This is a genomic window from Pseudoxanthomonas sp., assembly GCF_002863005.1.
Classification (GTDB): Bacteria; Pseudomonadota; Gammaproteobacteria; order Xanthomonadales; family Xanthomonadaceae; genus Pseudoxanthomonas_A.
This window is the reverse complement of sequence record NZ_PKDG01000019.1, coordinates 1-23,892: the sequence shown is the minus strand read 5'-3', so window position 1 is coordinate 23,892 and position 23,892 is coordinate 1. Positions and strand designations below refer to the sequence as shown.

35 protein-coding genes are annotated in these 23,892 nt (G+C 66.5%); 7 read left to right on the top strand and 28 right to left on the bottom strand.

Annotated features, from left to right (window positions below; translation table 11 throughout):
* Positions 1–80: 80 nt before the first annotated feature.
* Entirely contained in the window at positions 81–1,391 is a 1,311-nt protein-coding gene (locus CYU89_RS09120) for an amidohydrolase family protein (RefSeq protein ID WP_296280310.1), read from the top strand.
* 87 nt (positions 1,392–1,478) lie between these two features.
* Here the strand turns inward: CYU89_RS09120 and CYU89_RS09115 are convergent, their stop codons facing one another.
* The 4 genes from CYU89_RS09115 to CYU89_RS09100 are packed head-to-tail and all read right to left on the bottom strand — an operon-like array spanning position 1,479 to position 3,359.
* Positions 1,479–2,069, bottom strand: coding sequence for a DUF998 domain-containing protein (locus CYU89_RS09115; protein ID WP_296280308.1), 591 nt, complete (start codon positions 2,067–2,069; stop codon positions 1,479–1,481).
* Positions 2,066–2,281 carry a helix-turn-helix transcriptional regulator gene (locus CYU89_RS09110; RefSeq protein ID WP_296280306.1) on the bottom strand — a complete coding sequence of 72 codons (216 nt, stop codon included), beginning with the start codon at positions 2,279–2,281 and terminating at the stop codon, positions 2,066–2,068. Before CYU89_RS09110 ends, CYU89_RS09115 begins: the two co-directional genes overlap by 4 nt.
* Positions 2,278–2,721 (bottom strand): hypothetical protein, encoded by a 444-nt coding sequence (locus tag CYU89_RS09105; RefSeq protein WP_296280304.1) that lies wholly within the window; start codon positions 2,719–2,721, stop codon positions 2,278–2,280. Before CYU89_RS09105 ends, CYU89_RS09110 begins: the two co-directional genes overlap by 4 nt.
* Positions 2,718–3,359 carry a hypothetical protein gene (locus CYU89_RS09100; RefSeq protein ID WP_296280302.1) on the bottom strand — a complete coding sequence of 214 codons (642 nt, stop codon included), beginning with the start codon at positions 3,357–3,359 and terminating at the stop codon, positions 2,718–2,720. The genes CYU89_RS09105 and CYU89_RS09100 overlap by 4 nt, the downstream gene beginning before the upstream one ends.
* 141 nt (positions 3,360–3,500) lie before the next feature.
* Between CYU89_RS09100 and trxA the strand changes: the two genes are divergently transcribed.
* The 3 genes from trxA to CYU89_RS09085 all read left to right on the top strand — a co-directional run bounded on the left by trxA (position 3,501) and on the right by CYU89_RS09085 (position 5,610).
* Complete coding sequence (trxA, locus tag CYU89_RS09095) at positions 3,501–4,355, top strand: thioredoxin (RefSeq protein ID WP_296280300.1); 855 nt, start codon at positions 3,501–3,503, stop codon at positions 4,353–4,355.
* Positions 4,356–4,401: 46 nt separating this feature from the next.
* Entirely contained in the window at positions 4,402–4,866 is a 465-nt protein-coding gene (locus CYU89_RS09090) for a DUF4442 domain-containing protein (RefSeq protein ID WP_296280298.1), read from the top strand.
* Positions 4,867–4,938: 72 nt separating this feature from the next.
* Positions 4,939–5,610 (top strand): DUF502 domain-containing protein, encoded by a 672-nt coding sequence (locus CYU89_RS09085; RefSeq protein WP_296280296.1) that lies wholly within the window; start codon positions 4,939–4,941, stop codon positions 5,608–5,610.
* Positions 5,611–5,690: 80 nt separating this feature from the next.
* On the opposite strand, the gene CYU89_RS09080 is transcribed toward CYU89_RS09085, so the two are convergent.
* The 24 genes from CYU89_RS09080 to CYU89_RS08965 all read right to left on the bottom strand — a co-directional run bounded on the left by CYU89_RS09080 (position 5,691) and on the right by CYU89_RS08965 (position 20,899).
* Positions 5,691–5,870 (bottom strand): hypothetical protein, encoded by a 180-nt coding sequence (locus CYU89_RS09080; protein ID WP_296280294.1) that lies wholly within the window; start codon positions 5,868–5,870, stop codon positions 5,691–5,693.
* 33 nt (positions 5,871–5,903) lie between these two features.
* On the bottom strand, positions 5,904–6,980 hold the full coding sequence (locus CYU89_RS09075; protein WP_296280292.1) for a minor capsid protein: 1,077 nt from the start codon (positions 6,978–6,980) through the stop codon (positions 5,904–5,906).
* Complete coding sequence (locus CYU89_RS09070) at positions 6,980–8,359, bottom strand: DUF4055 domain-containing protein (protein ID WP_296280290.1); 1,380 nt, start codon at positions 8,357–8,359, stop codon at positions 6,980–6,982. The genes CYU89_RS09075 and CYU89_RS09070 overlap by 1 nt, the downstream gene beginning before the upstream one ends.
* The gene (locus tag CYU89_RS09065; protein ID WP_296280289.1) at positions 8,356–9,027 is read right to left on the bottom strand and encodes a hypothetical protein; all 672 of its coding nucleotides are present in this window, start codon (positions 9,025–9,027) and stop codon (positions 8,356–8,358) included. The genes CYU89_RS09070 and CYU89_RS09065 overlap by 4 nt, the downstream gene beginning before the upstream one ends.
* Positions 9,024–9,866, bottom strand: coding sequence for a terminase family protein (locus tag CYU89_RS09060; protein ID WP_296280287.1), 843 nt, complete (start codon positions 9,864–9,866; stop codon positions 9,024–9,026). Before CYU89_RS09060 ends, CYU89_RS09065 begins: the two co-directional genes overlap by 4 nt.
* A complete protein-coding gene (locus CYU89_RS09055) occupies positions 9,863–10,405 on the bottom strand; it encodes a hypothetical protein (RefSeq protein ID WP_296280285.1) in 543 nt (180 codons plus the stop codon). Before CYU89_RS09055 ends, CYU89_RS09060 begins: the two co-directional genes overlap by 4 nt.
* Positions 10,406–11,026, bottom strand: a complete 621-nt coding sequence (locus CYU89_RS09050) for a hypothetical protein (RefSeq protein WP_296280283.1) — start codon at positions 11,024–11,026, stop codon at positions 10,406–10,408.
* A complete protein-coding gene (locus CYU89_RS09045) occupies positions 11,013–11,174 on the bottom strand; it encodes a hypothetical protein (RefSeq protein WP_296280282.1) in 162 nt (53 codons plus the stop codon). The genes CYU89_RS09050 and CYU89_RS09045 overlap by 14 nt, the downstream gene beginning before the upstream one ends.
* A gap of 9 nt (positions 11,175–11,183) precedes the next feature.
* Positions 11,184–13,307 carry a phage tail length tape measure family protein gene (locus tag CYU89_RS09040; protein ID WP_296280281.1) on the bottom strand — a complete coding sequence of 708 codons (2,124 nt, stop codon included), beginning with the start codon at positions 13,305–13,307 and terminating at the stop codon, positions 11,184–11,186.
* Between the two features lie 3 nt (positions 13,308–13,310).
* Complete coding sequence (locus CYU89_RS09035; protein WP_296280280.1) at positions 13,311–13,640, bottom strand: phage tail assembly chaperone; 330 nt, start codon at positions 13,638–13,640, stop codon at positions 13,311–13,313.
* Positions 13,640–13,951 carry a hypothetical protein gene (locus CYU89_RS09030; RefSeq protein WP_296280279.1) on the bottom strand — a complete coding sequence of 104 codons (312 nt, stop codon included), beginning with the start codon at positions 13,949–13,951 and terminating at the stop codon, positions 13,640–13,642. Before CYU89_RS09030 ends, CYU89_RS09035 begins: the two co-directional genes overlap by 1 nt.
* Before the next feature lie 4 nt (positions 13,952–13,955).
* Positions 13,956–14,789 (bottom strand): hypothetical protein, encoded by an 834-nt coding sequence (locus CYU89_RS09025; protein ID WP_296280278.1) that lies wholly within the window; start codon positions 14,787–14,789, stop codon positions 13,956–13,958.
* A complete protein-coding gene (locus tag CYU89_RS09020; RefSeq protein ID WP_296280277.1) occupies positions 14,782–15,027 on the bottom strand; it encodes a hypothetical protein in 246 nt (81 codons plus the stop codon). Before CYU89_RS09020 ends, CYU89_RS09025 begins: the two co-directional genes overlap by 8 nt.
* 224 nt (positions 15,028–15,251) lie before the next feature.
* Positions 15,252–16,646: an AAA family ATPase gene (locus CYU89_RS09015; protein ID WP_296280276.1), complete on the bottom strand. Its 1,395-nt coding sequence runs from the start codon at positions 16,644–16,646 to the stop codon at positions 15,252–15,254.
* The gene (locus CYU89_RS09010; protein ID WP_296280275.1) at positions 16,643–17,125 is read right to left on the bottom strand and encodes a hypothetical protein; all 483 of its coding nucleotides are present in this window, start codon (positions 17,123–17,125) and stop codon (positions 16,643–16,645) included. The genes CYU89_RS09015 and CYU89_RS09010 overlap by 4 nt, the downstream gene beginning before the upstream one ends.
* Positions 17,122–17,352, bottom strand: a complete 231-nt coding sequence (locus CYU89_RS09005; protein ID WP_296280274.1) for a hypothetical protein — start codon at positions 17,350–17,352, stop codon at positions 17,122–17,124. The genes CYU89_RS09010 and CYU89_RS09005 overlap by 4 nt, the downstream gene beginning before the upstream one ends.
* Positions 17,349–17,561: a hypothetical protein gene (locus tag CYU89_RS09000; protein ID WP_296280273.1), complete on the bottom strand. Its 213-nt coding sequence runs from the start codon at positions 17,559–17,561 to the stop codon at positions 17,349–17,351. The genes CYU89_RS09005 and CYU89_RS09000 overlap by 4 nt, the downstream gene beginning before the upstream one ends.
* Complete coding sequence (locus CYU89_RS08995; protein WP_296280272.1) at positions 17,558–17,782, bottom strand: hypothetical protein; 225 nt, start codon at positions 17,780–17,782, stop codon at positions 17,558–17,560. Before CYU89_RS08995 ends, CYU89_RS09000 begins: the two co-directional genes overlap by 4 nt.
* Positions 17,779–17,934 (bottom strand): hypothetical protein, encoded by a 156-nt coding sequence (locus CYU89_RS08990; protein WP_296280271.1) that lies wholly within the window; start codon positions 17,932–17,934, stop codon positions 17,779–17,781. Before CYU89_RS08990 ends, CYU89_RS08995 begins: the two co-directional genes overlap by 4 nt.
* 126 nt (positions 17,935–18,060) lie before the next feature.
* On the bottom strand, positions 18,061–18,507 hold the full coding sequence (locus CYU89_RS08985; RefSeq protein ID WP_296280270.1) for a hypothetical protein: 447 nt from the start codon (positions 18,505–18,507) through the stop codon (positions 18,061–18,063).
* A gap of 217 nt (positions 18,508–18,724) precedes the next feature.
* Positions 18,725–18,895 carry a hypothetical protein gene (locus tag CYU89_RS08980; protein WP_296280269.1) on the bottom strand — a complete coding sequence of 57 codons (171 nt, stop codon included), beginning with the start codon at positions 18,893–18,895 and terminating at the stop codon, positions 18,725–18,727.
* Positions 18,892–19,113 carry a hypothetical protein gene (locus CYU89_RS08975; protein WP_296280268.1) on the bottom strand — a complete coding sequence of 74 codons (222 nt, stop codon included), beginning with the start codon at positions 19,111–19,113 and terminating at the stop codon, positions 18,892–18,894. The genes CYU89_RS08980 and CYU89_RS08975 overlap by 4 nt, the downstream gene beginning before the upstream one ends.
* Entirely contained in the window at positions 19,110–19,343 is a 234-nt protein-coding gene (locus CYU89_RS08970; protein ID WP_296280267.1) for a hypothetical protein, read from the bottom strand. Before CYU89_RS08970 ends, CYU89_RS08975 begins: the two co-directional genes overlap by 4 nt.
* Positions 19,344–19,411: 68 nt before the next feature.
* Complete coding sequence (locus tag CYU89_RS08965) at positions 19,412–20,899, bottom strand: site-specific integrase (protein WP_296280266.1); 1,488 nt, start codon at positions 20,897–20,899, stop codon at positions 19,412–19,414.
* A gap of 229 nt (positions 20,900–21,128) precedes the next feature.
* Between CYU89_RS08965 and CYU89_RS08960 the strand changes: the two genes are divergently transcribed.
* The 3 genes from CYU89_RS08960 to CYU89_RS08950 form a co-directional block, all read left to right on the top strand.
* Positions 21,129–21,905 carry a queuosine precursor transporter gene (locus tag CYU89_RS08960; RefSeq protein ID WP_296280265.1) on the top strand — a complete coding sequence of 259 codons (777 nt, stop codon included), beginning with the start codon at positions 21,129–21,131 and terminating at the stop codon, positions 21,903–21,905.
* 73 nt (positions 21,906–21,978) lie between these two features.
* A complete protein-coding gene (locus CYU89_RS08955) occupies positions 21,979–22,998 on the top strand; it encodes a serine hydrolase domain-containing protein (RefSeq protein ID WP_296280663.1) in 1,020 nt (339 codons plus the stop codon).
* Between the two features lie 138 nt (positions 22,999–23,136).
* On the top strand, positions 23,137–23,892 hold a 756-nt coding region (locus CYU89_RS08950; protein ID WP_296280264.1), incomplete at its 3' end, for a FecR domain-containing protein.

Below are 23,892 nucleotides of genomic sequence, written 5' to 3'. Positions count from 1 at the left end.
AAGCCGCCAAGGGTACCGCAGCGCACCATGACCCGCCATGCCACCGGTTAGCATGACGGGGTCGAAACAGGGGATCCCACATGAACAAGACCGTCCTTGCCCTCGCCATGGCCGCTTGCGGCCTGACCGCCTGCATGACCGCGAGGGCTGCAGAACCGGCTGCGCCGGCGACGCTGGCCCTGCATTGCGAACGGGTGTTCGATGCCCGCAGCGGGAAGGTCCTGGGTGAGCACACCATTCTGGTCCGCGACGGCCGGATCGCCGAGGTCATCCCTGGCCGCGCCAAGCTGGCCGATGCCGAATCGATCGTCCTGGCCGACCATACCTGCACGCCGGGCTGGACCGACCTGCACGTGCACCTGGACGGCGAATCCAGCCCGCAGAGCTACTCGGAAGGTTTCCGCCTGGACCCGGTGGATTTCGCCTACCGCTCGGTGGGATACGCCGAGAAGACCTTGATGGCCGGCTTCACCAGCGTGCGCGACCTCGGCGGTGACGTGACCCTGCACCTGCGCGATGCCGTGAACCAGGGTGCCGTGAAGGGTCCGCGCATCTTCGCCGCTGGCACCTCCATCGCCACCACCGGCGGCCACGCCGATCCCACCAACGGCTTCAACACCCATCTGGCGCACCTGATGGGCCCGCCGGGACCGACCGAAGGCGTCATCAACTCCATCGACGACGCCCGCCAAGCCGTGCGCCAGCGCTACAAGGACGGCAGCGACGTCATCAAGATCACCGCCACCGGCGGCGTCCTGAGCTACGCCAAGTCCGGTGACGCGCCGCAGTTCACCGTCGAGGAAGTCAAGGCGATCGTCGACACCGCGCGCGACTACGGCTTCCGCGTCGCGGCGCACGCGCACGGCAAGGAAGGCATGAAGCGCGCCATCCTGGGCGGCGTGACCAGCATCGAGCACGGCACCTACATGGACGACGAGGTGGTGCGGCTGATGAAGCAGCACGGCACCTGGTACGTCCCGACGATCTCGGCCGGCCGCTTCGTCGCCGAGAAGGCGAAGATCGATGGCTACTTCCCGGCCGTGGTAAGACCGAAGGCCGAACGCATCGGCGCACTGATCCAGCAGACGGCGGGCATGGCCTACCGCAACGGCGTGAAGATCGCCTTCGGCACGGACATGGGCGTGGGACCGCACGGCGACAACGCACGCGAGTTCGTCTACATGGTCGAAGCCGGCATGCCGGCCGCTTACGCCCTGCAGGCAGCGACGATCCGTGCGGCGGAGGTGCTCGGCGTGGACGACCAGGGCGTGATCGAAGCCGGCAAGCGCGCGGATATCGTGGCGGTGCCCGGCAATCCGGTGGAGGACATCAACGCCGTGTTGAAGGTGGATTTCGTGATGAAGGACGGCAAGGTGTATCGCCAGCCGTAACCGTGCCCGGGGGGTCGCGCTAGCCCGGCTGCTCCCTGCGCCAGCTCGCGCGCCCACCCCGCCAAGGGCAGCGGAGCCAGCTCCGCTCTACGCGCCGCGGTGTCGCGACGCCACGCACAACCACCCCAGCCAGCCCAGGTAGCCCATGCGCTGGGCCAGGCCTGCGGGCATGAGCTCTACCGCCAGCAGCGCGACGAACAGCACCAGCAGCGCCGCCACGACGCTGGCCCGTGCCAGCCCGCGCCAGGACTGTCGTCCACGCAAACCGAGCGCGATCAGCAGCGCACCCGGCACGAAGGCCACCCACCAGAGCATCCACGCCGTGGCGTGCAGGCTGCTGGCCGGATTGTCCAAATCCGATGGATCGAGCGGCAGCGGGCCCATCGCCGCGAACCCCAGCGCCGAAAGCAGAATGAGTTGCGTGCCCACGCGCAGCGGCCAGCCGGCGTCGTGCGGTACATGGCGACGCAGGCGAAGCGCCGCCGACGCCGCCAGCAGACCCGTCAGGACGAATCCGAATACGTTGAACGCCACCGCGTGCGGGACGCCTTTCGCGCCCAGCACCGCCACCGGATGCCAGACCTGCGAATAGCCGGACAACGCCGTGCCGAAGCCGACCATCGCCAACACGAACACGCCCAGGGCCGCCCACCCGCTCCACGTCCACGCACTGTTCATTCGCCGCCCCATCTGAATACCTCGTCGATCCCCACGCCGAACGCCCGCGCAATGCGGAACGCCAGTTCCAGCGACGGTGCGTAGCGCCCCGCCTCCAACGCGATGATGGTCTGGCGTGTCACGCCACAGGCATCGGCCAGTGCCTGTTGCGTCATCTCGCCGCGCTCGAAGCGCAGCCGGCGGATGTCGTTGGCGATCGGCGTGCCGGTCATGCACGATCGCGCCGATAGAGCGCCGCCACGGTCGCATGGCCCGCGACATTGGCCACCGTCACGCCCACCAGCAACAGGCCCGGCACCCGCAACGCAGGCGCCAGCAACGCCTCGCGCACAGGCGGCCAAGCCAGCGCAATGGCGAGGCCCACCATCCAGATACTGGCGGCGATGCGGAACGTGCGGTCACCGCGTGCCAGCAGCACGTCGTCGCGCTCGTCCTCGATCGCGCGACGCCGGTCCGCTTCTTCTTGCCGAGCGCGACGCCGGAAGAAATACGACATCGCCAAACAGGCGGTGGTCGACAGGAAGGGGAACACCCCGCCCTGCACGACCACCGCGATGGCGGCGAACAACGCCAGCCCGGACATGCCCAAGGCCGAGTTGCGGGCGAACCGCTCGCCGAACCCCGCTTTCACCGTCTCCCGCCCGGCACTCATGCCCGGACCTCCCGACGATCACGCCAGTACAGCAAGGCCGTCGCCACGTACTCGCACAGCCAGCCCCACATCAGCGCGAACACCAGCAGGTTCGCGATCATGAAGTGCGTGGCCCATGCCAACCGGTCGGAAGGCGAGAACGCCAGCATCGCCGCCAGTCCGATCAGGCAGAACGTCAAGGCGCCACGTCCCCAGCCTGCCGCCTGCTTTTCGATCTCGCGGTCGCGCTCATCCTCCTGCACGCGCCCCTTCCAGCGCGCGCCCAGCACACCCAGGAGCACGCTCCAGGCGACCAGCAGCAACGCCAGGTTGCGTCCCACAGCGCGGGCGCCGTCATTCTCCGCCGCCGGACCATCGGCGAAGACATGCGCCTTGGCCAGAAAGTATCCGGTCGCCGCCAGCATGAAGGCGACGCCGACCCAGGCCTTCCACTCACCCGGCGACAGGATGCGCTCGGCCTCGTCCACGGGTGCGCGCGACACCGCAAACATCGAGATCCAGGCGACCGTCACCAGCAGGGCCGTTCCCCACTTGCCCAGGTCGACGCCCAGCAGCACGTCGGGCCCCGCCAGCAATCCCCAGAACGCCAGCATGGCGCCGAAAAGCAGGATCCACCACTTCGCTCGCTGCACTCGCATTGAGTAACCTTCGCTGTACAAAATGTACGGCAAACTTTACATGCCAATCGGCCAATGTCAAACACTTTTTACATCGCCTTGTATCCTGCGGCCCGCGACACCATCTGAACGCCACGCCCCCACACGCCCAAGAGCGCCCCGATGAGCGAACTGCCCCACGTTTTCGATGCCACCACCGAAACCTTCGAAGCCGAAGTCTTGCGCAAGTCGCTGGAGGTTCCGGTCCTCGTCGACTTCTGGGCCACGTGGTGCGGGCCGTGCAAGACGCTGGGGCCGATCCTCGAGAAGCTGGCCGGGGAATACAACGGCGCCTTCCTGCTGGCCAAAGTCGACGTGGACAAGGAGCAGCAGATCGCGGCCGCCTTCCAGATCCGCTCGGTGCCGACCGTGTTCCTGGTCAAGGACGGACAACTGGTCGACGGCTTCCCGGGTGCCCTCCCGGAAGGCCAGTTGCGCGAGTTCCTCGCTTCGCACGGCATCCAGCCGGCAGAAGCGGCCGACGCCCTCGTCGACGAGGTCCCGCTGGATCCCCAGCACCAGGTCGCCGCCCTGCGCGAGGCCGTCGCCGCCGAGCCCGACAAGGACGAACTGAAGCTCGACCTGGTCCTCGCCCTGCTGAAGACCGGCGACGCGAGCGAGGCCGAGCGGCTGCTCGACGCGCTGCCCGCGAACCTCGCCACCGACGACCGTGCAGTCAATGCCCGCGCCCGGCTCGGATTCGCGGCCGCCCTGAAGGACGCACCTGCGCGGGAGGTCCTGCGCGCCGCGGTCGCCGCGAATGGCGACGACCTGCGCGCGCGCCACCTGCTGGGTGTGCACGCGCTGGTCGCGGGCGAATCCGAAGAGGCGCTGGACCAGTTCCTGGAAATGCTGAAGCGCGACCGGTCCTTCGAGGATGGCCTGCCGCGCAAGAGCCTGATCGATGCGTTCCGGGTGATCGAGGACGACGCGCTGGTGGGCCAGTACCGCCGGAAGATGTCCTCCCTGCTGTTCTGATCCGCGAATACCTTCCCGTCCCCTCCTGATCCCTCCGTCGTCCTGCATGAAACCCGGTACCCTGCGCCACATCTTCAACGTGTGGCCGCCCTTCCTGCTCAGCGGCATCCACGTCACCGAGCTGGCCGACGACTGGACCTTCGCGCGTGTCGAACTGCGCATGCGCCCCTGGAACCGCAACTATGTGGGCACCCATTTCGGCGGCAGCCTGTTCGCGATGACCGATCCGTTCTGGATGATCCTGGCCAAGGAGCGGCTGGGTCCCGACTACTACGTCTGGGACAAGGCCGCCGAGATCGAATTCGTGAAGCCGGGCAAGGGCACGCTGCACGCCGAGTTCAGGCTGGACGGCCATGTGTTGGACGAGATCCGCGCCGGGGCAGCCGATGGCCAGAAGTACCTCCGCTGGATGCCGGCCGACGTGTTCAATGCGCAGAACGAAGTCGTCGCCCGCGTGCGCAAGCAGATCTACGTGCGGTTGAAGCCCGAGGCGCGCACGACGGCACGCTGAGGCGCGGGCGGCATCACGGCGTTTCACCGATGGCGCTACAGCCACCGCCCTGCAGCGGCCTACAATAGGCCCATGCCCCCTGACCATCCCCAGCACCGCGTCTCGGTGCAGAAGCTCTTCATCACCGGTCTGCTGACCCTGTTGCCCATCTGGCTGACGTGGGTCGTCATCAAGTTCGTGTTCGTGCTGCTGTCCGACATCAGCAAGCCGTGGGTGGAGCCGTTGTCGCACCAGATCGCGGCTACGTTCCCGCAGTCGCTGGGGTGGTTCAACGGCCTGTGGGTGCAGAACACCATCGCCATGGTCGCGACGCTGTTCGTGATCCTGGCCGTGGGTGCGCTGACGCGGCGCGTGGTCGGGCAGCGATTGCTGAGCTGGTTCGAGGCGCTGATCGCGCGCGTACCGCTGGCGAACGTCATCTACACCAGCGCACGCAAGCTGCTGGACATGCTCGAGACCAAGCCGGGCAGCACGCAGCGCGTGGTGCTGATCGACTTCCCGCACCGGGAGATGAAATCGGTCGGCCTGGTGACGCGGGTGATCCGCGAGGAAGGCAGCGGCCGCGAACTCGCCGCCGTCTACGTGCCGACCACGCCCAACCCGACGTCGGGTTACCTGGAGATCGTGCCGGTCGAGCTGCTGACGCCGACCGACTGGACCGTGGACCAGGCGATGAGCTTCATCATTTCCGGCGGCGCCGTGGCACCGGAAACCATGCCGTTCACCCGCGCCGGGGATAGATAGGGGGTTCCACGGCAATATTGCGTGAAACAAAAAGGCCGGGAAATCCCCGGCCTTTCTCATTGGTAACGGTTTGGCATCACCTACTCGGGCGGGCCTCGGCTGGCCAGCAGTTCGTTCGTGCGCCGCTGCTCTGCGATCAGGTCGTCCAGACGCCCCTTGATCCCGAACACGGCGAAGGGCAGCACGATCCACAGGATCGCCACGGCCGCGCAAAACAGCATGATCAAGAGCCCAAATGAGCCCGTCATTACGTCACCCATGGCGTCCTCCTCCGTTGGTGGCCGGACGATACATCAGTCGACGCCAGCGCGCTCGAACACCTTGGGCGCAAGCTGGCGCATCTCGTCCAGGGTGATGGGCTGAAAATTGCGGTTGAGCTGCAGGCGCGCGAACTCGTCCGCGCTCAGTCCACCCTGCAGGAACAGCTGTGTGCGGGTGGTGCCGAGCGCTTCTTCCACGAAGCTCTCCGGCTGCGTCTTGAGCCATTCGAAGTAGGTCAGCGACGCGGACACCGGCCCGTCTTCGCTCGCGCGCTGCCCGGCGGTCGGCTCGTCTATGTCGATTCCCAGCTCACGAAAGGTTTTCGTGACGGGCACAGTCGTCGATCGGCAGTTGGGATGCGCCGGCGGGATCGGCCCCTCGCCCAGGTCGAACTGGCGGCCGTCCAATGCCTGGCAGATTTCGCTGGTGCGGCTGTCCAGAGTAGAGACCCACCTGTAACCCTTCACCACGTCCTCGTTGGCCTTCATGGTCGCAACGCGCGCCGTATTGGCCACGTGCTGCAAAGCCGTGTGCACGACGGTGCGCGCGTTGCGGCGGCTCACGTCGACGATGCCGTCCCGGTAGTTGGCCGCCTTCGTGCCGATCACGTCGCGCACCACCTGCTCCGTGGTGCGACCCTCGAAGTAACCGCGTCGGATGGTGCCCTCTACGCGCTCGATATCCGCGCTCGCCCAGCCATCCAGGAACGCATCCAGCAACATGCCACCGCCGGCGCCGCGCACGCTCAACGGCGAGGTATTCACGGCCGCACGCAGCACCTCTGCTTTCGGTGTGGCGGTCTCCCAGCCGTCCAGCGCGGCCGCCAGGCTCTTGGCTTCGGTGTCCGCCACCAACTCGCCCAGCTCCCCCATCCGCGCGCGTAGCTCCCCCAGTCGCTTGTCGTGCAGGCTCCGCAAGGTGTCGCGGATCTCCGCCAATAGCGCCTCTACGCGCGCGGTCTGGCCCGGGCTAAGGTTGGCACGCTTGAGCCGCGCGGACAGCAGCTTGGCCTCCTCCTGTAGGAAGGCGTCGATCTTCCGATCCTCGCCCGCCTTCAGCCGCTCCAGCAGAACCTGCAGGCGGATCGATTCGTCGACCAGGGCGACCATCAGGCCGCCTCATTGAGGCTCAGGGATGGCCCTTGCGCCTCGATCTCGCCAGCGACCTTCTCGTCCGTCTTACCGGGATCGATCACGCGCAGCTTGCGCAAGGCCGCCCACGCATCGGACTGCGGAATGGCGCCGGCTTGCCACGCGGCCACGATCTCGCGGATGGCGTTGGAGTCCAGCATCAGCTCGCTGAAGTCGGTGTCGATGGCGAAAGACTGCGAGGCAGACAGCGAGGTGCCGCCCTCAGCCCACTGCAGCGCCTTCGTGTAGGCCGCGCTCACGTTGTCGCAGGCCAGGCTAAGCTGGCTGTATGCCGCCTTCGTCTCGGCTGCGCTCTGCGTTGCCGTCTTCACCGATTCCGTGGGGGCCATCAGGCGCGCGCCCAGCAGCGACATCATGCGTTCCTTGTCGCTCATCGCTTCCTTGGCCAGCGTGTTAGGGCTGACCTGCAGCAGCTTTGCGTCGGCATCGGTCGGAAGCACCCAGGCATTGCCCGCGCCGAACTGGAGCACGCCCATCTTCTCCTTCCAGTCGTCGGTGATGCCAGTCAGCACGGCCTGCGGCTGACCCATGACGAACGCGCTCTCCTCGTAGTCGGCCGAGTTGCGGTAATGCGCCAAGTTGAGGTTTGCCAGGTCCAGCAGCGGCGGGATGTCGGGCGAGGCGTCGTTGTTGACCGCGCCGACGAAGGTGAAGGGGATGTAGCTCAGGCCGGTGGTCACCGTCTCGACCAGCATGTACTTGCCCGTCTGCGAATACTTCACCCACAGCAGGATCGTATAACCGCGGTCGGCGTTGAGCACCAGCTCACGCAGCTGCGGGTACTCCTTGACCTCGCCGGCCTCGTACTCCTCACGCGTCTCCTGCAGCACCACGCGAGTCAGCATGCCGTCCGATTGCTGCCAAGTCAGGATCTGCTCGGCGTTGTAGGCCACTATGCGCGGCACCAGTCCCAAGGCTTCCGCCTCTGCGCGCGATCGCAGCTTGCGGCCGATCTCCTTCTTCGGCCAGTCCGTCAGCAGACCAGCGCGGCCGGTCTGGAGGATGTCGGACAGCACCAGCTGACTCTGGCCGATCAGACCGACGCCGGTACCATCGGCATCCTGCAGCAGCGACTTGTTGCTCGTGACGATCTCGGGCCACTTGGCATATGCCACGCCGATCAGGCCGGCAAGCGTGCGACCGGTGGCGTTGAAGTACACCGCGCGCATCTTGTATCGCTCGTAACGCTCTGCGCTGTTCTGGGCCGTCGGCGCTGGGTTGGGGAGGTACTTTTCGCCCCTCTCCTTCACCGCATCTTCGCCAGCGCAGGCATCGCGCACCTTCGTCCACAGCGGGGCGAATTTCTCGTAGAGCGGGTGTTTGTAGTCGGTGGTCATGCTGGCATTCTCAGGTCGACAGAGGTAACAGGCGTCGGCAGCAGGGCGCCAAACACCGCGTAGCCCACCGAAAGCACCAGGTCATCGTTCTGGCCTTCGCGGGCGTTGAAAGTCATGTGTCCGTGGTCGTTGACCTTGGCGCGGAACTCCATAAGCTCCCGCTCCAGGACGGAAAACAGCTCAAGCTGGGTTGCGATGCGCAGGCGGCCGGTCTGCATTTCGATCTGTATGGCGTTGACCAGTTCCGCCTTGCCCACGCTCCACCCACACGGGTGACGCTTGGCCGCGCCACGTGAGCCGGTGATCGTGATGCCGTACAGGTCGCGCACCTTCAGCTCTTTCAGCATGTCGTACGGTCCGCGACCGACGCCGGTAATGTCCGCGTACGACTTCACCCCGTTGAGCACTGGCGACTTCAGCAGGCCCGCGATATGCCGCGCCTGCGCCGGGTAGAGCGTTCCCAGCGGGATGCGCTCAAGGTGCACCAGGTCCAGCCGCGTGGGGGTAGCCTTCACTTCTGCACGCGCGTCGGGGACCTGTGCAGGCCACACGTTCGGACGGATCACGGGCTTGATCCGCTCGATCACGGCGATCGGCGTCCAGTCGTTCACCTGGCCGAAGTCGATGCCGGCAAAGAAGCTGCGCTCGAAATCGATCAGCCCACTCATGCGGCAGCCTCGAAACGCTTGAACAGCGGCACGATTTCATCATCGCGCGCGGCCTGGATGACTTCGGTGGGGTAGAACTGCTGCTCTCCGTCCAGCCACTCCAGCATCCACTCCTGGCGGAACTCCAGCGGCGTGAGGATCATCTTCTGGCGCTTGATCTCGCGCGGGGTCAGCCGCGGGTTCGGATACGCCAGTACCTCCTCGATCGTCACCTTGTGGCGATACCAGTCGAGCGGATCCTCGTCTTCTTCCGTCGGCCGCGGGACCGAATGCCACGCGTCGTGGAACCAGCCCATGGCGCCGTTCGGCGTGCTCGCGCAAATCAGGCGGCCATTGGTCATGGCGAGCATGGGCGTCACCTTCTTCAGCGTGCCGTCCTCGGTGAATGCGGCCTCGTCTACCACCGCCAGCTTCGTGGAGTAGCCGCGGATGGAGTCAACCGTCGACGGCAGCGCCAGGATGCGCGACTTGCCGATGAGCGCCTCTTCGCCCACCACCTCGATGGGTGGCACATTGCCCAGGCCGAAATACGTCTCATGCATCTCGCACGCCTTGTCGAACACCTCGCGGGCCTGCTTCTGCTTCTCGCCTGCGAGGATGACGATGTCGCCCGGGTCGAAATAAGCGCAGTGCAGGACGCGCGTGGCGATTGTGCGCGACTTGCCCTGCTGGCGTGGCCACAGCACCAGCTCATTCTGTGCACGGCTCTCCAGCAGCCGCACCTGGTGCGGATCAGGCTCGAAACCGCCGTCGCGCATCATCTGCACGGGATCGTGGCGCCAGCTCTCGGCGATCAGCACGCGGCGCTCGTTCTCCGTCCTGGCGCGCAGACCGGTCAAGCCATCGCCTCCGGTGCGGCCAGCATGCGGAACTCAGCGGCCAGCATGCGCCGTGCCGCGGTGATGTCCTCGGCGACCGTGAGAATCCGGTCGAACAGCTGGAACATGGGTTGTCCGTCGGTGATGACCAGATGGTTGTTGTTCACCGTCTTCTTGCTCGGATACAGCGCCGCGATCTTCAGCTGCTCGCGATAGCAGTCCAGCTCGAGCTTGCGGTACTTCGCAGCCTCGCCATACATGCCGATTGCTTCGCATTTTGCCGCGATGGCCGTCAGCTCGGGCCGCATACGCTTGAGGCCCAGCATCGCGTCCTCGCCACCGCGTCGCGTCAGCTCGGCGATGTCCACCTCGACCTGCGCTGGCACGTCGAAGCGGATGCGCGCGATCTGCTCCTGCGTCATGCAGTTCTGGCGATGGCGCGCCAGGCTACGACGAGGGATGTCCCACCGCTCTGATACCTCGCGCACGCTGCTCGTCAGAGCCAGCTCCGTCTCGATGCGCTCCCGGTCAGGGTGGTGGCAGGTCTGGCACTTTGGCACTCAGCGCTCCTCGCTCGACGTTCCCTGAAAGCTCAAGGTGCGAACAGTGACCTGGTCCTGCGTCAGCTCGGCCAGCACAAGCCGTCCGCCGCCGGCCGTGCCCTGCTGGCGCAGCCACTTGGACTGCACGGCCGCAAGAATCAGGTGGCTCTCCGGCTCTTTCGGCGTCGGGATCTCGCGCAGGCAGTCGAGCCATGGATCGTGGGGCATCACGATCTGCCCCAGTTTGTCGATGGCGGGTGTCGCGTTCACGTCGAATACGCCATGCGCGAAGTAGCCGGACATGCGCTGCAGTTTCTCTGACCAGCCAGCCACCACCACCTGGTAATCCTGTTCGCTGCTGAAGCCTGGAAGGCTTCGCATGTGCTCAATGACTGCGCGTATCGCGTTGGACAGGTGTTCCGCCACCTCATCGAAGCGGATTGTGCCGGTGCCCCGGTAGAAATACTGGAACAGGGCCTCGACGAACAGGCGATCGCCACGACCAGCGAAGACGACCCCGGCATGCGGCAGGATGAGCAGCTTCGACGTGTCGAAGTGCTCGCCTTCGGGCGTGATGCTGTCGGTATCAACGCCGATCATGGCGCGCGTCTTGCCCACCCAGGCATTAAGCAGGCTCATCGTCACCATCCTCGATGACCGGAAGCGCGAGCACGCCGCCGTACGTGGAGCCGATCGCGTAGCCCAGCTGCGCGCCTTGCGGGCTCTGAGTGATCCATGCGCCGATCACTGCGCCGATGACACCACCGATTTGTGCGCCATTACTCATGCCCTACTCCTATGCATCACGACTGAGAGCACGCGAAGCCTCGCGGCCCTGTTCGCGCGCGAGCTGCGCCTGCGTTGTGCGGTCGAGCCTGCCCTGCACAACAAAGGTCTGGCTCACTGAAACGGGGCCGCGCGGTTGCGCCATGGGTGCAGGTGAGCCGCCCGCGTTGAGGTGGTTCAAGTACGGCAGACCCAGCCCGTTCACCGCCTCCTGGTTCAGCACGTACTCGCCAGCGTGCACGATGCCGCGTGGTGCGTTCTTCCCGCCCGGGCCGGTGTATCCACCCTTGGAAAATCCGGTATAGCCGTCCGTCTTGAACAGCGACATGAAGTCGCTTATCAGGCTGCTCCAGTCGGTGCCGCTGGAGCTGCCGGTGCTCCCGCTCGACATCGTGCCGCGGAGTGACTTGGTGATCGTCTGCGCCCAGTCGTCTGCGAACTGCTGCAGGATGCTGCGGCTCAGCGAGTCCAGGAAGTCCAGCACGGCATCCTTGAGCGACTTCGTGCCCGACACCGCGTCATAGATCGAATCCGACAGGCTGCGCTGCGCGTTGTCCCACAACGCGGCGGACTTCTCGCCTTCGTACTGCGCGTTGGCCAGCTCGCGGATACGGGCGATCTGCTCGTCGGTGGCGTTGACGTCGGCCTGCCGCAGCGCGATGGCGGTCATCCGTTCCTTGTTGGTCATGCCCAGAAGGGACAGCTCGAACTCCATGTCCGTTATCAGCGCTTGCGTCGACGCAATGCCATTTTCGACCTGCTTCTGCCGGTCGTACTCGGCTGCGATGGCATCCCGCGAATTCTGCGCCCAGAGGTCCTCGTATATCGCCAGGTCCTCCATGATCGAGCGGTGCGCCAGCTCGGCCGCCGAAAGCTCCTGCGTGGCCTTCGCCCGGTCACGGATGCGCGCAGGCGCGTCCGGATCTGCGGCGCCACCGCCACCCGATCCGCCCCGCAGCATGCTTTCCGGCAGCGCGGACTGGTCGGAGAACAGGGCGCCACGTGGCGTGGGACGGTCGCGGCGGGCCAAGATGGCGTCGATCTCGGCGATCTCGCGTTTCACCTTTGCGAGCGCGTCCTGATCCACCGCAGTCAGAATGCCCAGCGGGTTGGCCACGCTGTTGAGCGGGGCCATCGTCTTGATCCGGCGCTCCAGGCCGTACATCTGCGATTCCAGCTCATTGCGCTGGTTGCGCAGCATGGTCGAGCTGCGCTTCTGCGCATCGCCGAAAAATTCGGCCACTGCCGAGCCGGCCTCGCCGAGCTTGGCCACCACCTGGATGGCGCTGTTTGCGATGTACAGCAGGCCGCTTGCCATGTCGTCGATCCCGCGCTTGATCGACGGGTCGTTGAGCGTGCGGGTCAGGCTCTCGATCGCGTCACGCGTGCCGCGCACGCCACCGCTGCCGGAGTCGCCCTCCAGCAGGTTGTCGAAGCTGTTCTGCAACGCCTGCAGCGCACCGCCCAGTGTGTTGCGGGCCGCGCGTGCGGAGCCGCCCATCTGGGTCTCCAGCTCCTTGAGGATCAGCGTCTGGGCCTGGGCGACGTTCCCGGTCTCGACCAGGTCCTTGATCGTCTCTTTCTGCGTCTCGCTGAACTGCACGCCGGCGCGGGAGAGCGCCGTGAGGCCGGCGACCGGATCGTTCAGCGACTTGCCGACCTGCATCGCGGCCGACTTCAGGTCGACGCCGAGCGCCGTCGACATGTCGAGCACGGCCTCAGTGGCCCGCGGGAACACGTCGCCGCCGATCTTCGTGAAGGTCAGCAGCAGGCCCTGCACCTGATTGATCGACTCGTCGTCGAAGGTGGTGGCCCGCATCAGCGCGTCAGCCATGTCGTTGAGCTGGCCGACGGCCAGGCCCGCCGCGCCGCCGGTCGACTTGATCGTCGCCACCAGCTGCGCCTGGATCTTCTCGGCCTGGATGGTGTTGTCGATGTACTTCTTCAGCCCGACCACGGCGATGGCCGCGCCGCCGGCGATGGCGCCGCCGAGCGCCACGCCCCACGCCTTGCCGAGGTCAGCAGCGCGCTTGCTGGTGCGCTCGCCCGACTTGTCGAGCTTGTCAAGGTCAGCGGCCGCTTCACGCACGCCTTGCGTGGTGACGCGGATGCCAAGGGTGGCTAGGTCTGCCATCGGTTACTCCAGGTCAGCGATGCGCTTCAGTTCGAAGGGCCGGCCCATGCTCTCGCGCATGTATTCGCGCAGGATCGCGAAGCCCGAGCCCGGGTAGGTGGTGCAGAGCGTGGCAATCGCATCGGCGTCGAGGATGTCGTCCAGGTTCCAGCCCGTGACCACCGCGGCCACGGCATCGACGTCGGTCATCTCGCCGAGCTTGGCGATGAATTCCTTCAGCTGCGGAAGGTCCATACGGCGGAAGGTGAAGGTCACGGACGCGGTGCCGCCCGGCACGGGCAGTTCCACGGCCTTCTGCCACGTCGGCGGCGGGTTCAGGGTGAGCTTGGCCATCAGTGCACCCTGCGCGCGATCTCGAGCGACGCATCGCCCATCGAGAACGGCTGGTTCACCACGCGCACCGTCAGCGCACGGTGGCCGGCCTGGAAGGCGGCATAGCTGCCGTGCGTGAGCTTCGTTTCGATCCACTCGGCGCCGGCCTGCTCCTGCTGGAAAACGCAGACCTGGCCGTCATCGGGTGCGGTCACCTGCGCGATGTCGCCGGGCTGCAGGATCTGGCTGGTCTCCGTGCCGCGCACCAGCGGCGGCAGCTGCTCGACGGGGCGGAACATGAAAGCGATGTCGGCGGGGATGGTCAGTGCCATGGGGTCAGTCCTCGTATTTGGCGCGGCGCGCGGCTTCGTGCTCTTGCAGGGCGCGGGCGCGGTTGAAGTCGATCAGGCCGGTGGCCTTCTTGTGGAACGTGCTCAGGGCCTGCAGCGTGCGGGCCTTGCCCTGCCGCAGCGCCTGGACGCGCTTGTGGTGGTCGGGGGCGAGCCGTTGCCGGGCAGCCTCCACCGCGTCATTGAACAGCCGCGTGGCGCCGTCCTGGCCGCCCTTCAGCTCGAACCCGCTCAGGTACGGGGGCGCGGTGGCCACGGCCTGCAGGGTCGTGATGTCGCCCCGCTCGATGGCCTCACGCAACGCCGCGGTGCGATGGCCCATGTCGAGGGTGCGCAGGTGGGCGCGGATGTCGGCGTGCACCGCCACGTCCACCGGATCGGCCGTGCGCAGGGCCTTGCCGATCTCGGCCTCCAGCCCCTCGACCTTGGCGTCGACCTTGCCCAGCTCGCGCTCTGCCAGCTTGGCGATGCTGGTCATCTTCGGCTCGATGATCTTGGCCGCGATCTTCAGGCGGCCGTCGTGGTTGAGGCTGGGGTCGTCATCCTTGGCGATCTGGTCGATGGTCTCCAGCATCTCGTCGAACCCCTGCCGGGCCTTGTGGTGGATGCTGTGCAGGATGCTGAGGTCGTCGTCGCCCTCCATGCCCTGCGGGGTCTCCCACTCGCCGAACTCCAGGCGCAGCACCGTGGGGATCACCTCGGGCGCCGTGCCCGTCTTCAGGAAGCCGTGGCGGTTGTTGGCCTGGCGGTCGGCATAGGCGCGGTGGGATGCCGGGTCGTTCGGGTCGGGCCAGTGGCCTGTATTGACGGTCTCAGCCATGGGTCACCTCACGCGGCCAAACCGTGGCCGGCATGTCGACGCGTACGCGAGCAGTTGCCAAGCCGTTACCAAACGTGGAATTGGGAAATCGAATCATCGTGGAATCCTTGTAATTGCAAGGGTTGAAAGGGTCAATCCTTCTGTGCCGCTTGAGATATTGCATCTCGTAGTGTTTCGTAAATGGGTTGCAGCCAAGCCCGTGGAACACGACCTCAGGCGCGTGGAACTTCAGCGTCACTCCTCCCTCCGACTCGACGCTCGACTCACTCGACGCCCTATAGGGAAAACCCACCGTCGTTGAGTCAGTCAGCGCCAGTCGACGCACAGGGCAAAGGGACAGGGGAGTCCGCTTCGCTCCCCCTGTCTCCATTGCCTGCCCGACGCGACTCGACGCCAGCGACCGTCTAGTGATCCGTTGAGTCAAAGCCAGACAGGGCAATGCTTTCGCCACGACTCGACGCTTCATGCCGCCATTTCCGTCGAGTGAGCCATGCGGTAGACCATCGCCCCGCCCTTCGTCCGCTCCACCGGTTCCATGGAGCACGTCAACTCGCCGGACTCGACGGCGGCCTGCAGGTATCCAGTGGCCCACGTTGCAGACTTGCCGGCAGCGATCGACACGGCCCGCGCGGTGGGCTGCTTGCCGCTCTTCTCCAGCTTCGCCACCTGGCGGATGACCAATGCGACGTTGGCGTTCTGAGCGCTGCTCTTGGCTTCGCTGCGCTGGCTGACGCGCTCGGCGACCAGCATCTCCCGCACCTTCCGCCACGCCTTGCGACGAAGCTGCGGCGGCGGCTCCACCTCGACCGCGGCAGGGTGTCCACTCGGGGCCTGGAGCCATTGGAAGAAAACCGGCGGAGGCGCGATGCCCTTGGAGCTGTCGAGCGTTACCAGCACCGTTACACGGCCGTTACAGTCGGGTGCTGCCATGCGTCGCAGGACGGTGCGTGCGTCGGTGTCGGGAAACGGATCGTCCTCGCTCCCCAGGTTGACCAGCATCGCGGTCTGGCGCGCGTTGTTGACCAGCGCCGTGCCGCCGCGGATGTCGGCCGTGGAAAGGTTGAGGTCGGGCAACCCCTGCAGCGAGGTCTGGCTGACGTGATGGCTCAGCACCACGGCAACGCCCAGGGTGCGCGCGATGCGACGCAAGGCCAGGATCAGCACACGAAAGCCGGGGTTCGTCTCCTCGGCATCGCTCAGCGTGCTGGCAGTCTCGAAGATCAGCAGCCCAGGCGGCAGAGGCTCGTCCATCATCGGCTGCATCGCCTCGATGATCGCGTCCACCGCGCCAGACTCCACCGGCTGGCCCGCAAGGACCATGACCAGCGCCTTCGATGCCAGCGGCCCCAGGTCGTCCAGGTTCGGCACGATCAGCCTGCGCATGACGTGCTCGCCTTGCGCTGCGCTCAGAAGCGTGAGCTGCGCTTGCACCTTGCTAGCGTATTGCGCGCGGTCGTCCTCGCAGGAGTAGATGACCACGCTGCGGCCTTCCAACGGCATCAGGTCGGCCAGGCTGTGCTCGATGCACATGGCCGTCGAAACGCCCACCTTCACCGTCGTCTTTCCCTCGCGGCCGGCGGCGGCAATGACGCTGACCTCGCCGACGGGGAACAGCCCCACATGCCGATCCTGGAATGCGTGCGGGTAAGGCTTCGTCGATTCGGCCAGTTCCTGCGCGCTCCATGGCGTCATCAGCTGGCGCAGCTTCTCGCCCAGCGATTCCCGCGGCGGCTCTACGTTGGCCGACTCCCCGCTGAAGGTCGCCAGCCTGGCCAGGCGGTCCACTTCCGCGGCGTCGGCTCGCTGCTGTGCGTCCAGCTCCGTGCGTGCGCGATCCTCCAGTGTCGTTCGGCTCATGCGGCGGCCTTCACCGGTGTCATGTAGTCCGGGCGCCATGCCGGGGCGTCGCTCAGCAGAGTGGCCGATGCGTCGATCCAGGCAATCGCCTCCTGGAGCCTGGCCAAGTCTTCCGTCGGCAGGGCGCGGCCGGCTTGCAGCTCACGCGCCGCGACCAGCACCACCTTGGCTTCGATCGCCAGGGCATCCAGCGCGATCGACCAGCCGGCTTGCCTTGCAGCCCTTCGGATCTCGTCACGCTCGCGCGGCGTCAACGGCCGATCTCGCGGCGGCATGATGTCCGCCCACCTCAGGCCGACGGCCGCCAGCACCGCGTCGCCGCGGCACCCGCCGAAGCAGTACAGCAGGACCTTGCCGTCACGTTCGGACATGCTGAGCTTGTCGCGGTCGGAGTGGCCGCCGCATGCCGGGCAGCGCGCGCGGTACCCGTCACCATGCTTGCGAACGCGATCAAGCCGATTCAGCAGCACGTCGATCATGCTTCACCACCCTTGTCGAGGATGACGGCGAACCGCTGCAGCAGCTCGTCGGCTTGCGCCACGGTCTCGCGCAGCGTGTCGATGTGCGCTTGCACGTGGTCCCTGCATTCGCGGATCAGGCCGCGGTGCATCTCCAGGAACTTGCGCCCTTCGGGCGTTGCTGCGTGCTGCAGCAGGTTGTCCAGCTCATAGCCCTGCATGGCGGGGTGATTGGTGGGGGCGCTCATGCTTCGATCTCCCCGAGCACCGCCGTCAGCTTCTCGATCGCGTCATTGCAGAACTGCAGCTGTGCCAACTGGCTGGCCTGCTGGTCGACGAACTGCTGCCGCATCGAATGCAGCTTCTGGCGCCCTTGCCTCGTGCCGGCGATCTGCTTCAGCAGACGCTCGTCCTGCAGGAAGGCGCGGATCTGCTCGCCTGTGCCGTTCAAGCTCATGCGGCCTCCTGGCGAAGGCCGGCGAAGCGCTGCAGCTCGTGCAGCGAGTAGCGGATCGAGCCGGTGGCCAGCACCGTCCACTTCGGACCGACCGTCTTGCCGGGTTCGCTGCAGCTGCGCCACTTGACCAGCGTCATCGGGTGCATGTCCAGATACGCGGCCGCGGCGGTCGTCTTCAGCAGGCGGTCGGGCGCACTCAGGTCGTTGAGGTCGGCGCTCATTGGCCACCCCGCTTCGATGCCACGAACCACGCCGGCACATACACGCGCCGGCCGACGCGGATCTTGGGGATGTCGGCGCGCCGGTCGAGCGTCCGCTCACTGATTTGCATCGTGGCGGCCGCGATCTTCCGCGGCACGCCCTCCTTCTCCATGGATGCTTGGACCAGCTGGCGCAGGCTGTCTAGCTGGGGGGTCTGGCTGTCGTCTCGGTGGGCCATCGCTGTCTAGTCGACGAGGGGTGATGGCCTGACCTTAAGTGCACCCATAAAAAATGGAATTTACGGGTCGTCTTCCCCGTCGAAATCAGGGAACAAATCGTGCCTCCGCTCCTCAAGGAACCGCGCCAACGCAGCACCGCGGGCTTCGGAAAGCCGGTAAATCTCGCCCACGCGCTTGGCAGACAGGGGCCGCTTACTATCTTCGCGGGCACTGCTGCCGTCGTCATATCCGCGGGCGGTGGTGTGGCGCGCGGCCACCACCTGAAACGCCCTTGTAGGCGTATGTCCTTTTTCCAACTCGCCGAGCACCTGCAGGTAGATCATGTATTCGCGATCCCGCGCGCGCGTCTCACCCCCTGCGACCTTCAAAGGAACAGGGGAAGCGCGCAAGATGCGCGCTGCCCACTGCTGGTCCAGGTCTGTCGCGATGCCTTGCTCCAATCGCTCAAGCAACAACCCGTAGTCGCCGGTGAACTCTGCCGGCAGCATCGTGTGCCTCTTGCCCATGCCTAACCCCTCCTGCCTCCATTCTGCCCGCGCGCGTCTCCCTGCGTGCGACGGTCGCTCTCCTGCGTTGACTCGACGTAATCCATCGCCTCGGCGTGGGTCATCTCGCCGTCATAGGTCAGGTATTGGTAAAGCGACCTGGCGCCGTCCGTCCACGCTAGCGGCAACTCGTCCCATTCCATCGGCTTGCGTCGAGGGAATGTCAGGATGACGGCGCTCACTGGAAACCTCCCAGCATCTCGCGCAGGTCGCGGTCGCTGGCCTTGCGCACGCTCTCGGGCTCGAGCTCCAGGTCGACGCGTACGCACACGGTCAGCCATCGCGCCAGCTGCGCACGGTCGTCCGCACTCAGTTCCATGGCATCGGCCAGGACGGTCTGGATGGTCATGCGGACGCCTCCCCGCGCTCAAGGCGGCGCGCAGCGGCCTCCAGCAGTTTCTCCAGGTCCTCAGACAGGAACAGGGCACCGTAGAGCACGGCTGCCAGGTCGTGGTTGTCGATCTGCTCCGCGACGTGCGCGATCGTGGCGCGGACGCTCGTCGATACGGACGACGCGCGCTGCACAACCTGCACGGTGGTGGGTTCTGGCTTGGTGACCATGCTCACGCCCTCCCGTCAGCAGCGCGGAGCGCCTGCAGGTAGCGGTAAGCGGTGGCGCGGCTGCAACCGATGAAACGCTGGACGGCGTGCGCGTCTGCTTCGCGCCGTTGGCTGTTCCACCAGTTGACCAGGCGAATGGCACCTTCCATGGTCGTGGCCGCGTGAATGTTGCTGAACACGCGAATCCCACGGGATGTCCTGTTTTGCTGCTCTGCAGCGTTACAATAAATAGCCATGCTCGACTCCTCTAGTAGTCGGGTTTTGGAAGGCGGGCCGGAGGCTGCAACCTCCGGTTCCGCCGCTTTTACCGGCCTTCGTTCTCCTCGCCGGCGGAGGACTCACTGGCAAACGCATCCATCACGCTGGCCAGCTTGTGCTTGGATTCCTTCAGCAGATGCGCGTAGCGCATCGTGGTCTGCGCCTGCTGGTGTCCCAGCTGCGCGCCTACGTCGTACAGGCTCGCCCCGTTGCTTATCAGCACGCTGGCCGCGGTGTGCCGCAGGTCGTGCTGACGCACGTCGGGGATGCCAAGGCTCTCGCGGATCTTCCCCCACAGCTCGTGCACGTCACGCACGTGCGAGCCTTCGTTCGCCTTCGGCTTCTCTCCGCGCGCCAGCTTCTCCATGCGCTCTTTCCCGGGGAACACCCATATCGGGTCGGCATGCGCCGCACGCACGCGCTGCAGGGCCTCGACGGCGACCTTGGGCAAGGCCACCTCGTGCACCTTGGCGCCCTTCGTGGTCGTGCGCGGCTTGATCCACCAGCGCGCGTCGAGGTCGACGTCGGCCCAGCGCATCCGGTACACCTCGCCCTTGCGCGCACCGGTCAGCAGACTGATTCGGATGGCCTCACAGCTGACCAGCGTCCGCAGTTGGGGCTTGTCGAGCCGCACGGTCTTCGTCGCCGCAAAGCGGGAGCCGCGCGTGGCGATATAGGGCCGCTCGTCCAGGTCGCGCATCAGCGCCGCCCACTCCTCGCGTGTCAGATAGCGCTCGCGTGCGTGCTCCTTCTCCAGCACCTCGCCCCGGTCGATCAGCCTGGCCACGTTGCTGGCGATCAGCGGCGGCTCCTGCTTCGTGCACCAGGTCAGGAAGGCAGAGAACTGCGCGACCACGCGATTGGCGGCGACCGGCCCGCCGATCTTGCGCCCGCGGCGCTTGCGACCCTTGGCGGTCGTCTCTGCCAGCTCGCGCACGTCGCGCTGCGTGAGCCCGCCGACCTGGCGTTCCCCCAGCTGCGGCAGGATGTGAACCTCGAATGCATCCTCCACCTTGGCGATGCTCGAGTCCTTCATCGGGCTGCGCCGGGACCGGATCGCGGCCAGGTACCTGTGGAAGGCTTGCCGCACCGTGAGCGTGCCGGCCTCGGCCCGGGCCAGCTCTGCCTCGCGTGCGCGCAGCTCCAGCGCAGGGTTGGCGCCCTGGTCCAGCTGCCGACGCAGCTCTGCGGCCTTCTCGCGCGCCTTGGCTGCCGTGATGCCGACCTTCTGCTTGTCGGGCATCGCCTTGGCGGCGGTGCCGGCCTGCCACTTGCCGATGCGCACCGAGAACCACCGCGGCTTGCGCTCGCCGGCGACCAGCTTGCGATACCGTAGGCGGAAGGTCTTCGTGCCCTGGTAGGTCACCTGGCAGCAGAAGCCGGGGATCTCGTCGTCCAGGTACAACCAGCTGCCCTGCTCGCGCGTAGGCGTCTGCAGCGTGGCCACGGTCGCCTGGTCCAGGTGCACGCGACGGCTGCCCTCGCCCGCCTTGGGCTTGGGTTCGATCGCGGGAGGGGCGGCGACTTTTGCCATACCGTTGGTAACACCCGAAAGGCTATCACTTACTATGAGAAGCTATCAGATGCAAACAGGCGGTGCAATGGGGAAAAGGCGCCTTTCGTCGGGTTTTTCCGCCGATCCGGTAGTGCTACCAATGGCCGGGGGTAACACCCGGGACACAGCAGGAAGGAAATTCATCATTTCCGGCGGCGCCGTGGCACCGGAAACCATGCCGTTCACCCGCGCCGGGGAGCGCTGACCGATGGACGCGCCGCGCACGCTGGACGACCGTGCGGTCCGCCTCTTCATCGTGCTGGCCGCGGTGTTCTGCGCCAACGCGGTGCTGGCCGAGTTCATCGGCGTCAAGATCTTCGCGCTGGAAGACACACTGGGCATCGCGCCGCTGGAATGGAACCTGTTCGGCCAGACGGGCTCGCTCAGCTTCACCGCGGGTACGCTGCTGTGGCCGTTCGTGTTCGTCCTCACGGACACCATCAACGAGTTCTTCGGGAAGCGCGGCGTGCGCTTCATCTCGTGGCTGGCGGTGGCGCTGATCGTCTACGGCTTCCTCTTCGCCTTCGCCGCGATCGCGCTGGCGCCGGCAGGCTGGTGGGTGGATGCGGCACAGGCGCAGGGCGTGCCGGATTACCAGAAGGCCTTCGCCGCCATCTTCGGGCAGGGCATGTGGACGATCGCCGGCTCGGTGGTGGCGTTCCTGGTGGGACAACTGATCGACGTCTCGGTATTCCACCGCATCCGCGAGGCTACCGGCGAACGCTGGGTGTGGCTGCGCGCCACCGGCTCCACCGCGATCTCGCAGCTGGTGGACAGCTTCGTGGTGATCTACATCGCCTTCGTGCTGGGGCCGCAGAAGTGGCCGACCTCGCTGTTCCTGGCGGTCAGCACGGTGAACTACGTGTACAAGATGCTGGCGGCCATCGCGCTGATCCCGCTGCTTTACCTGATGCGGCATGGCATTCGCCGCTACCTGGGCCATGAACGCGAGCGTCAACTCCGCGCCGAAGCCGCCCTCGACTGAGCGGGTGCTAGGCTTCGCCCTGGGTGGCCGGGAGAAGGCGATGAAAGCAGCCTGTCTGTGGGGGATCCTGGTGATGGCGAACGTCGAGGCGAGCGCGTCCACGCGCGAAGACGATATCGACGCATGGATGCGTGACTATGCGGGCCAGGTCCCGGGCGCTTCGCTACTGGTGCTCAAGGAGGGTGTGCCCGTCTTCCAGCGCAGCTATGGCATGGCCGATCTGGAGGCAGGCATCGCCGCTTCGCCCCGGACGAACTTCCGCCTCGCCTCGATCAGCAAGCAGTTCACCGCCGCCTGCGTGCTCCTGCTCGCCGAGGACGGGATGCTGACGGTCGATGATCCGCTGCGGCGCTGGCTGCCTTCGCTGCCCGCGGCGGCCGAAGGCATCACGCTTCGCCATCTGCTCACCCACACGTCGGGCCTGGTCGACTACGAGGATCTCGTTCCCGCCACGCAGACGCGACAGGTACGTGATGCGGATGTGCTGCGCCTGCTGGAACGCGGGGATCGTCTCTACTTTCCCGCCGGCAGCACCTACCGTTACAGCAACAGCGGCTATGCGCTGCTGTCGCTGGTCGTGGAGCGCGCCTCCGGAGAGCGGTTCGCCGAGTTCGTGCACGCGCGCATCTTCACGCCACTGGGCATGACCGCGACGCAGGCACGCGAAGACGAAGGCCCGCAGGTAGCCGATCGCGCATTCGGTTACAGCCTCCGCGACGGCCGCTGGCGGCGCACCGACCAGAGCATGACCAGCGCGGTGCTCGGCGACGGGGGAATCTACTCATCGATCGGGGATCTTGCGCGCTGGGACGCCGCGCTCTACGACGATCGACTCTTGTCGGCCGCGTCGCGCGCGCTGGCGTTCGCGCCTTCGATCACGACGCGGGAACCCGACGTGGCGCACTACGGCTTCGGATGGCGCCTGCAGGGCGGCATGCAGTGGCACTCGGGCGAAAGCATCGGCTTCCGCAACGTCCTGCTGCGCTTTCCGGCGCAACGGCTGACGGTCATCTTATTGACCAACCGCGATGCGCCGGAGCCCTACGCGCTGGCGCGCCGCATCGCCGCCCGGTGGGGCGGCACACCATCCTGAGGGTGCCGGGACGGGGCGCGCCCGCCAGGCCAAGTCACATTAACGACGAACAAGGGCAACACCGGCCAGATGCCGGATCAAAGCTTCTATAATTGTGATCGATTCAACATTTCCTGACGATCAATGCGGGAGCGTGCAATGCGAGGGCGGGCGAGCCGGGGAAGAGGATGGCTGGGCTGGTGTGGCCTGGCGATGCTGGTGCTAGCGTCGTGGTCCGTCCACGCGCAGGAATGGGTCTATCGCGTCCGTCCCGGCGACACGCTGTGGGATGTGACCGGCGCGTACCTCAAGCCTTCGATCCCCTGGCAGCGGCTGCAGGCGCACAACCGCATCGCGAACCCCTACCAGTTGCCGCCGGGCAGCACACTGCGGATTCCGCTCGAATGGCTGCATGACCAGCCCGCGACCGCCAAGGTCGTCGCGCTGCAGGGCGCCGCGGTGGCACGCACCGCAGCCGGCCGCGATGCGCCGGTGACGGCCGGGATGTCGCTAGGCAGCGGCGCGCGCGTGACGACCTCGCCGGAGGCCTCGCTCAGCCTGCAGTTCGCCGACGGCTCGCGGCTGCTGTTGCTCGGCGGCAGCGAGTTGCTGCTCGACCGGCTGACCCGCTTCGGCCGTTCCGGCATGGCCGACACCCGGCTGCGACTGCAGCGCGGGCGCATCGGCAATGACGTCCGCCACCTGCGTGGACCGGCGGCCAACTTCATCGTGGACACCCCCAGCGCATCGTCCGCGGTGCGCGGCACGCAGTTCCGCGTGGAAGCCCGCGACGGCAAGACGCACACCGAGGTGCTGGAAGGACGTGTCGCGGTCAGCGCTCCCCGCCAGCGCGGCGCCGTGCTTCGCCGGGGTTTCGGCGCGGTGGTGGCGCAGGGCCAGGCCGCAGTCACCCCG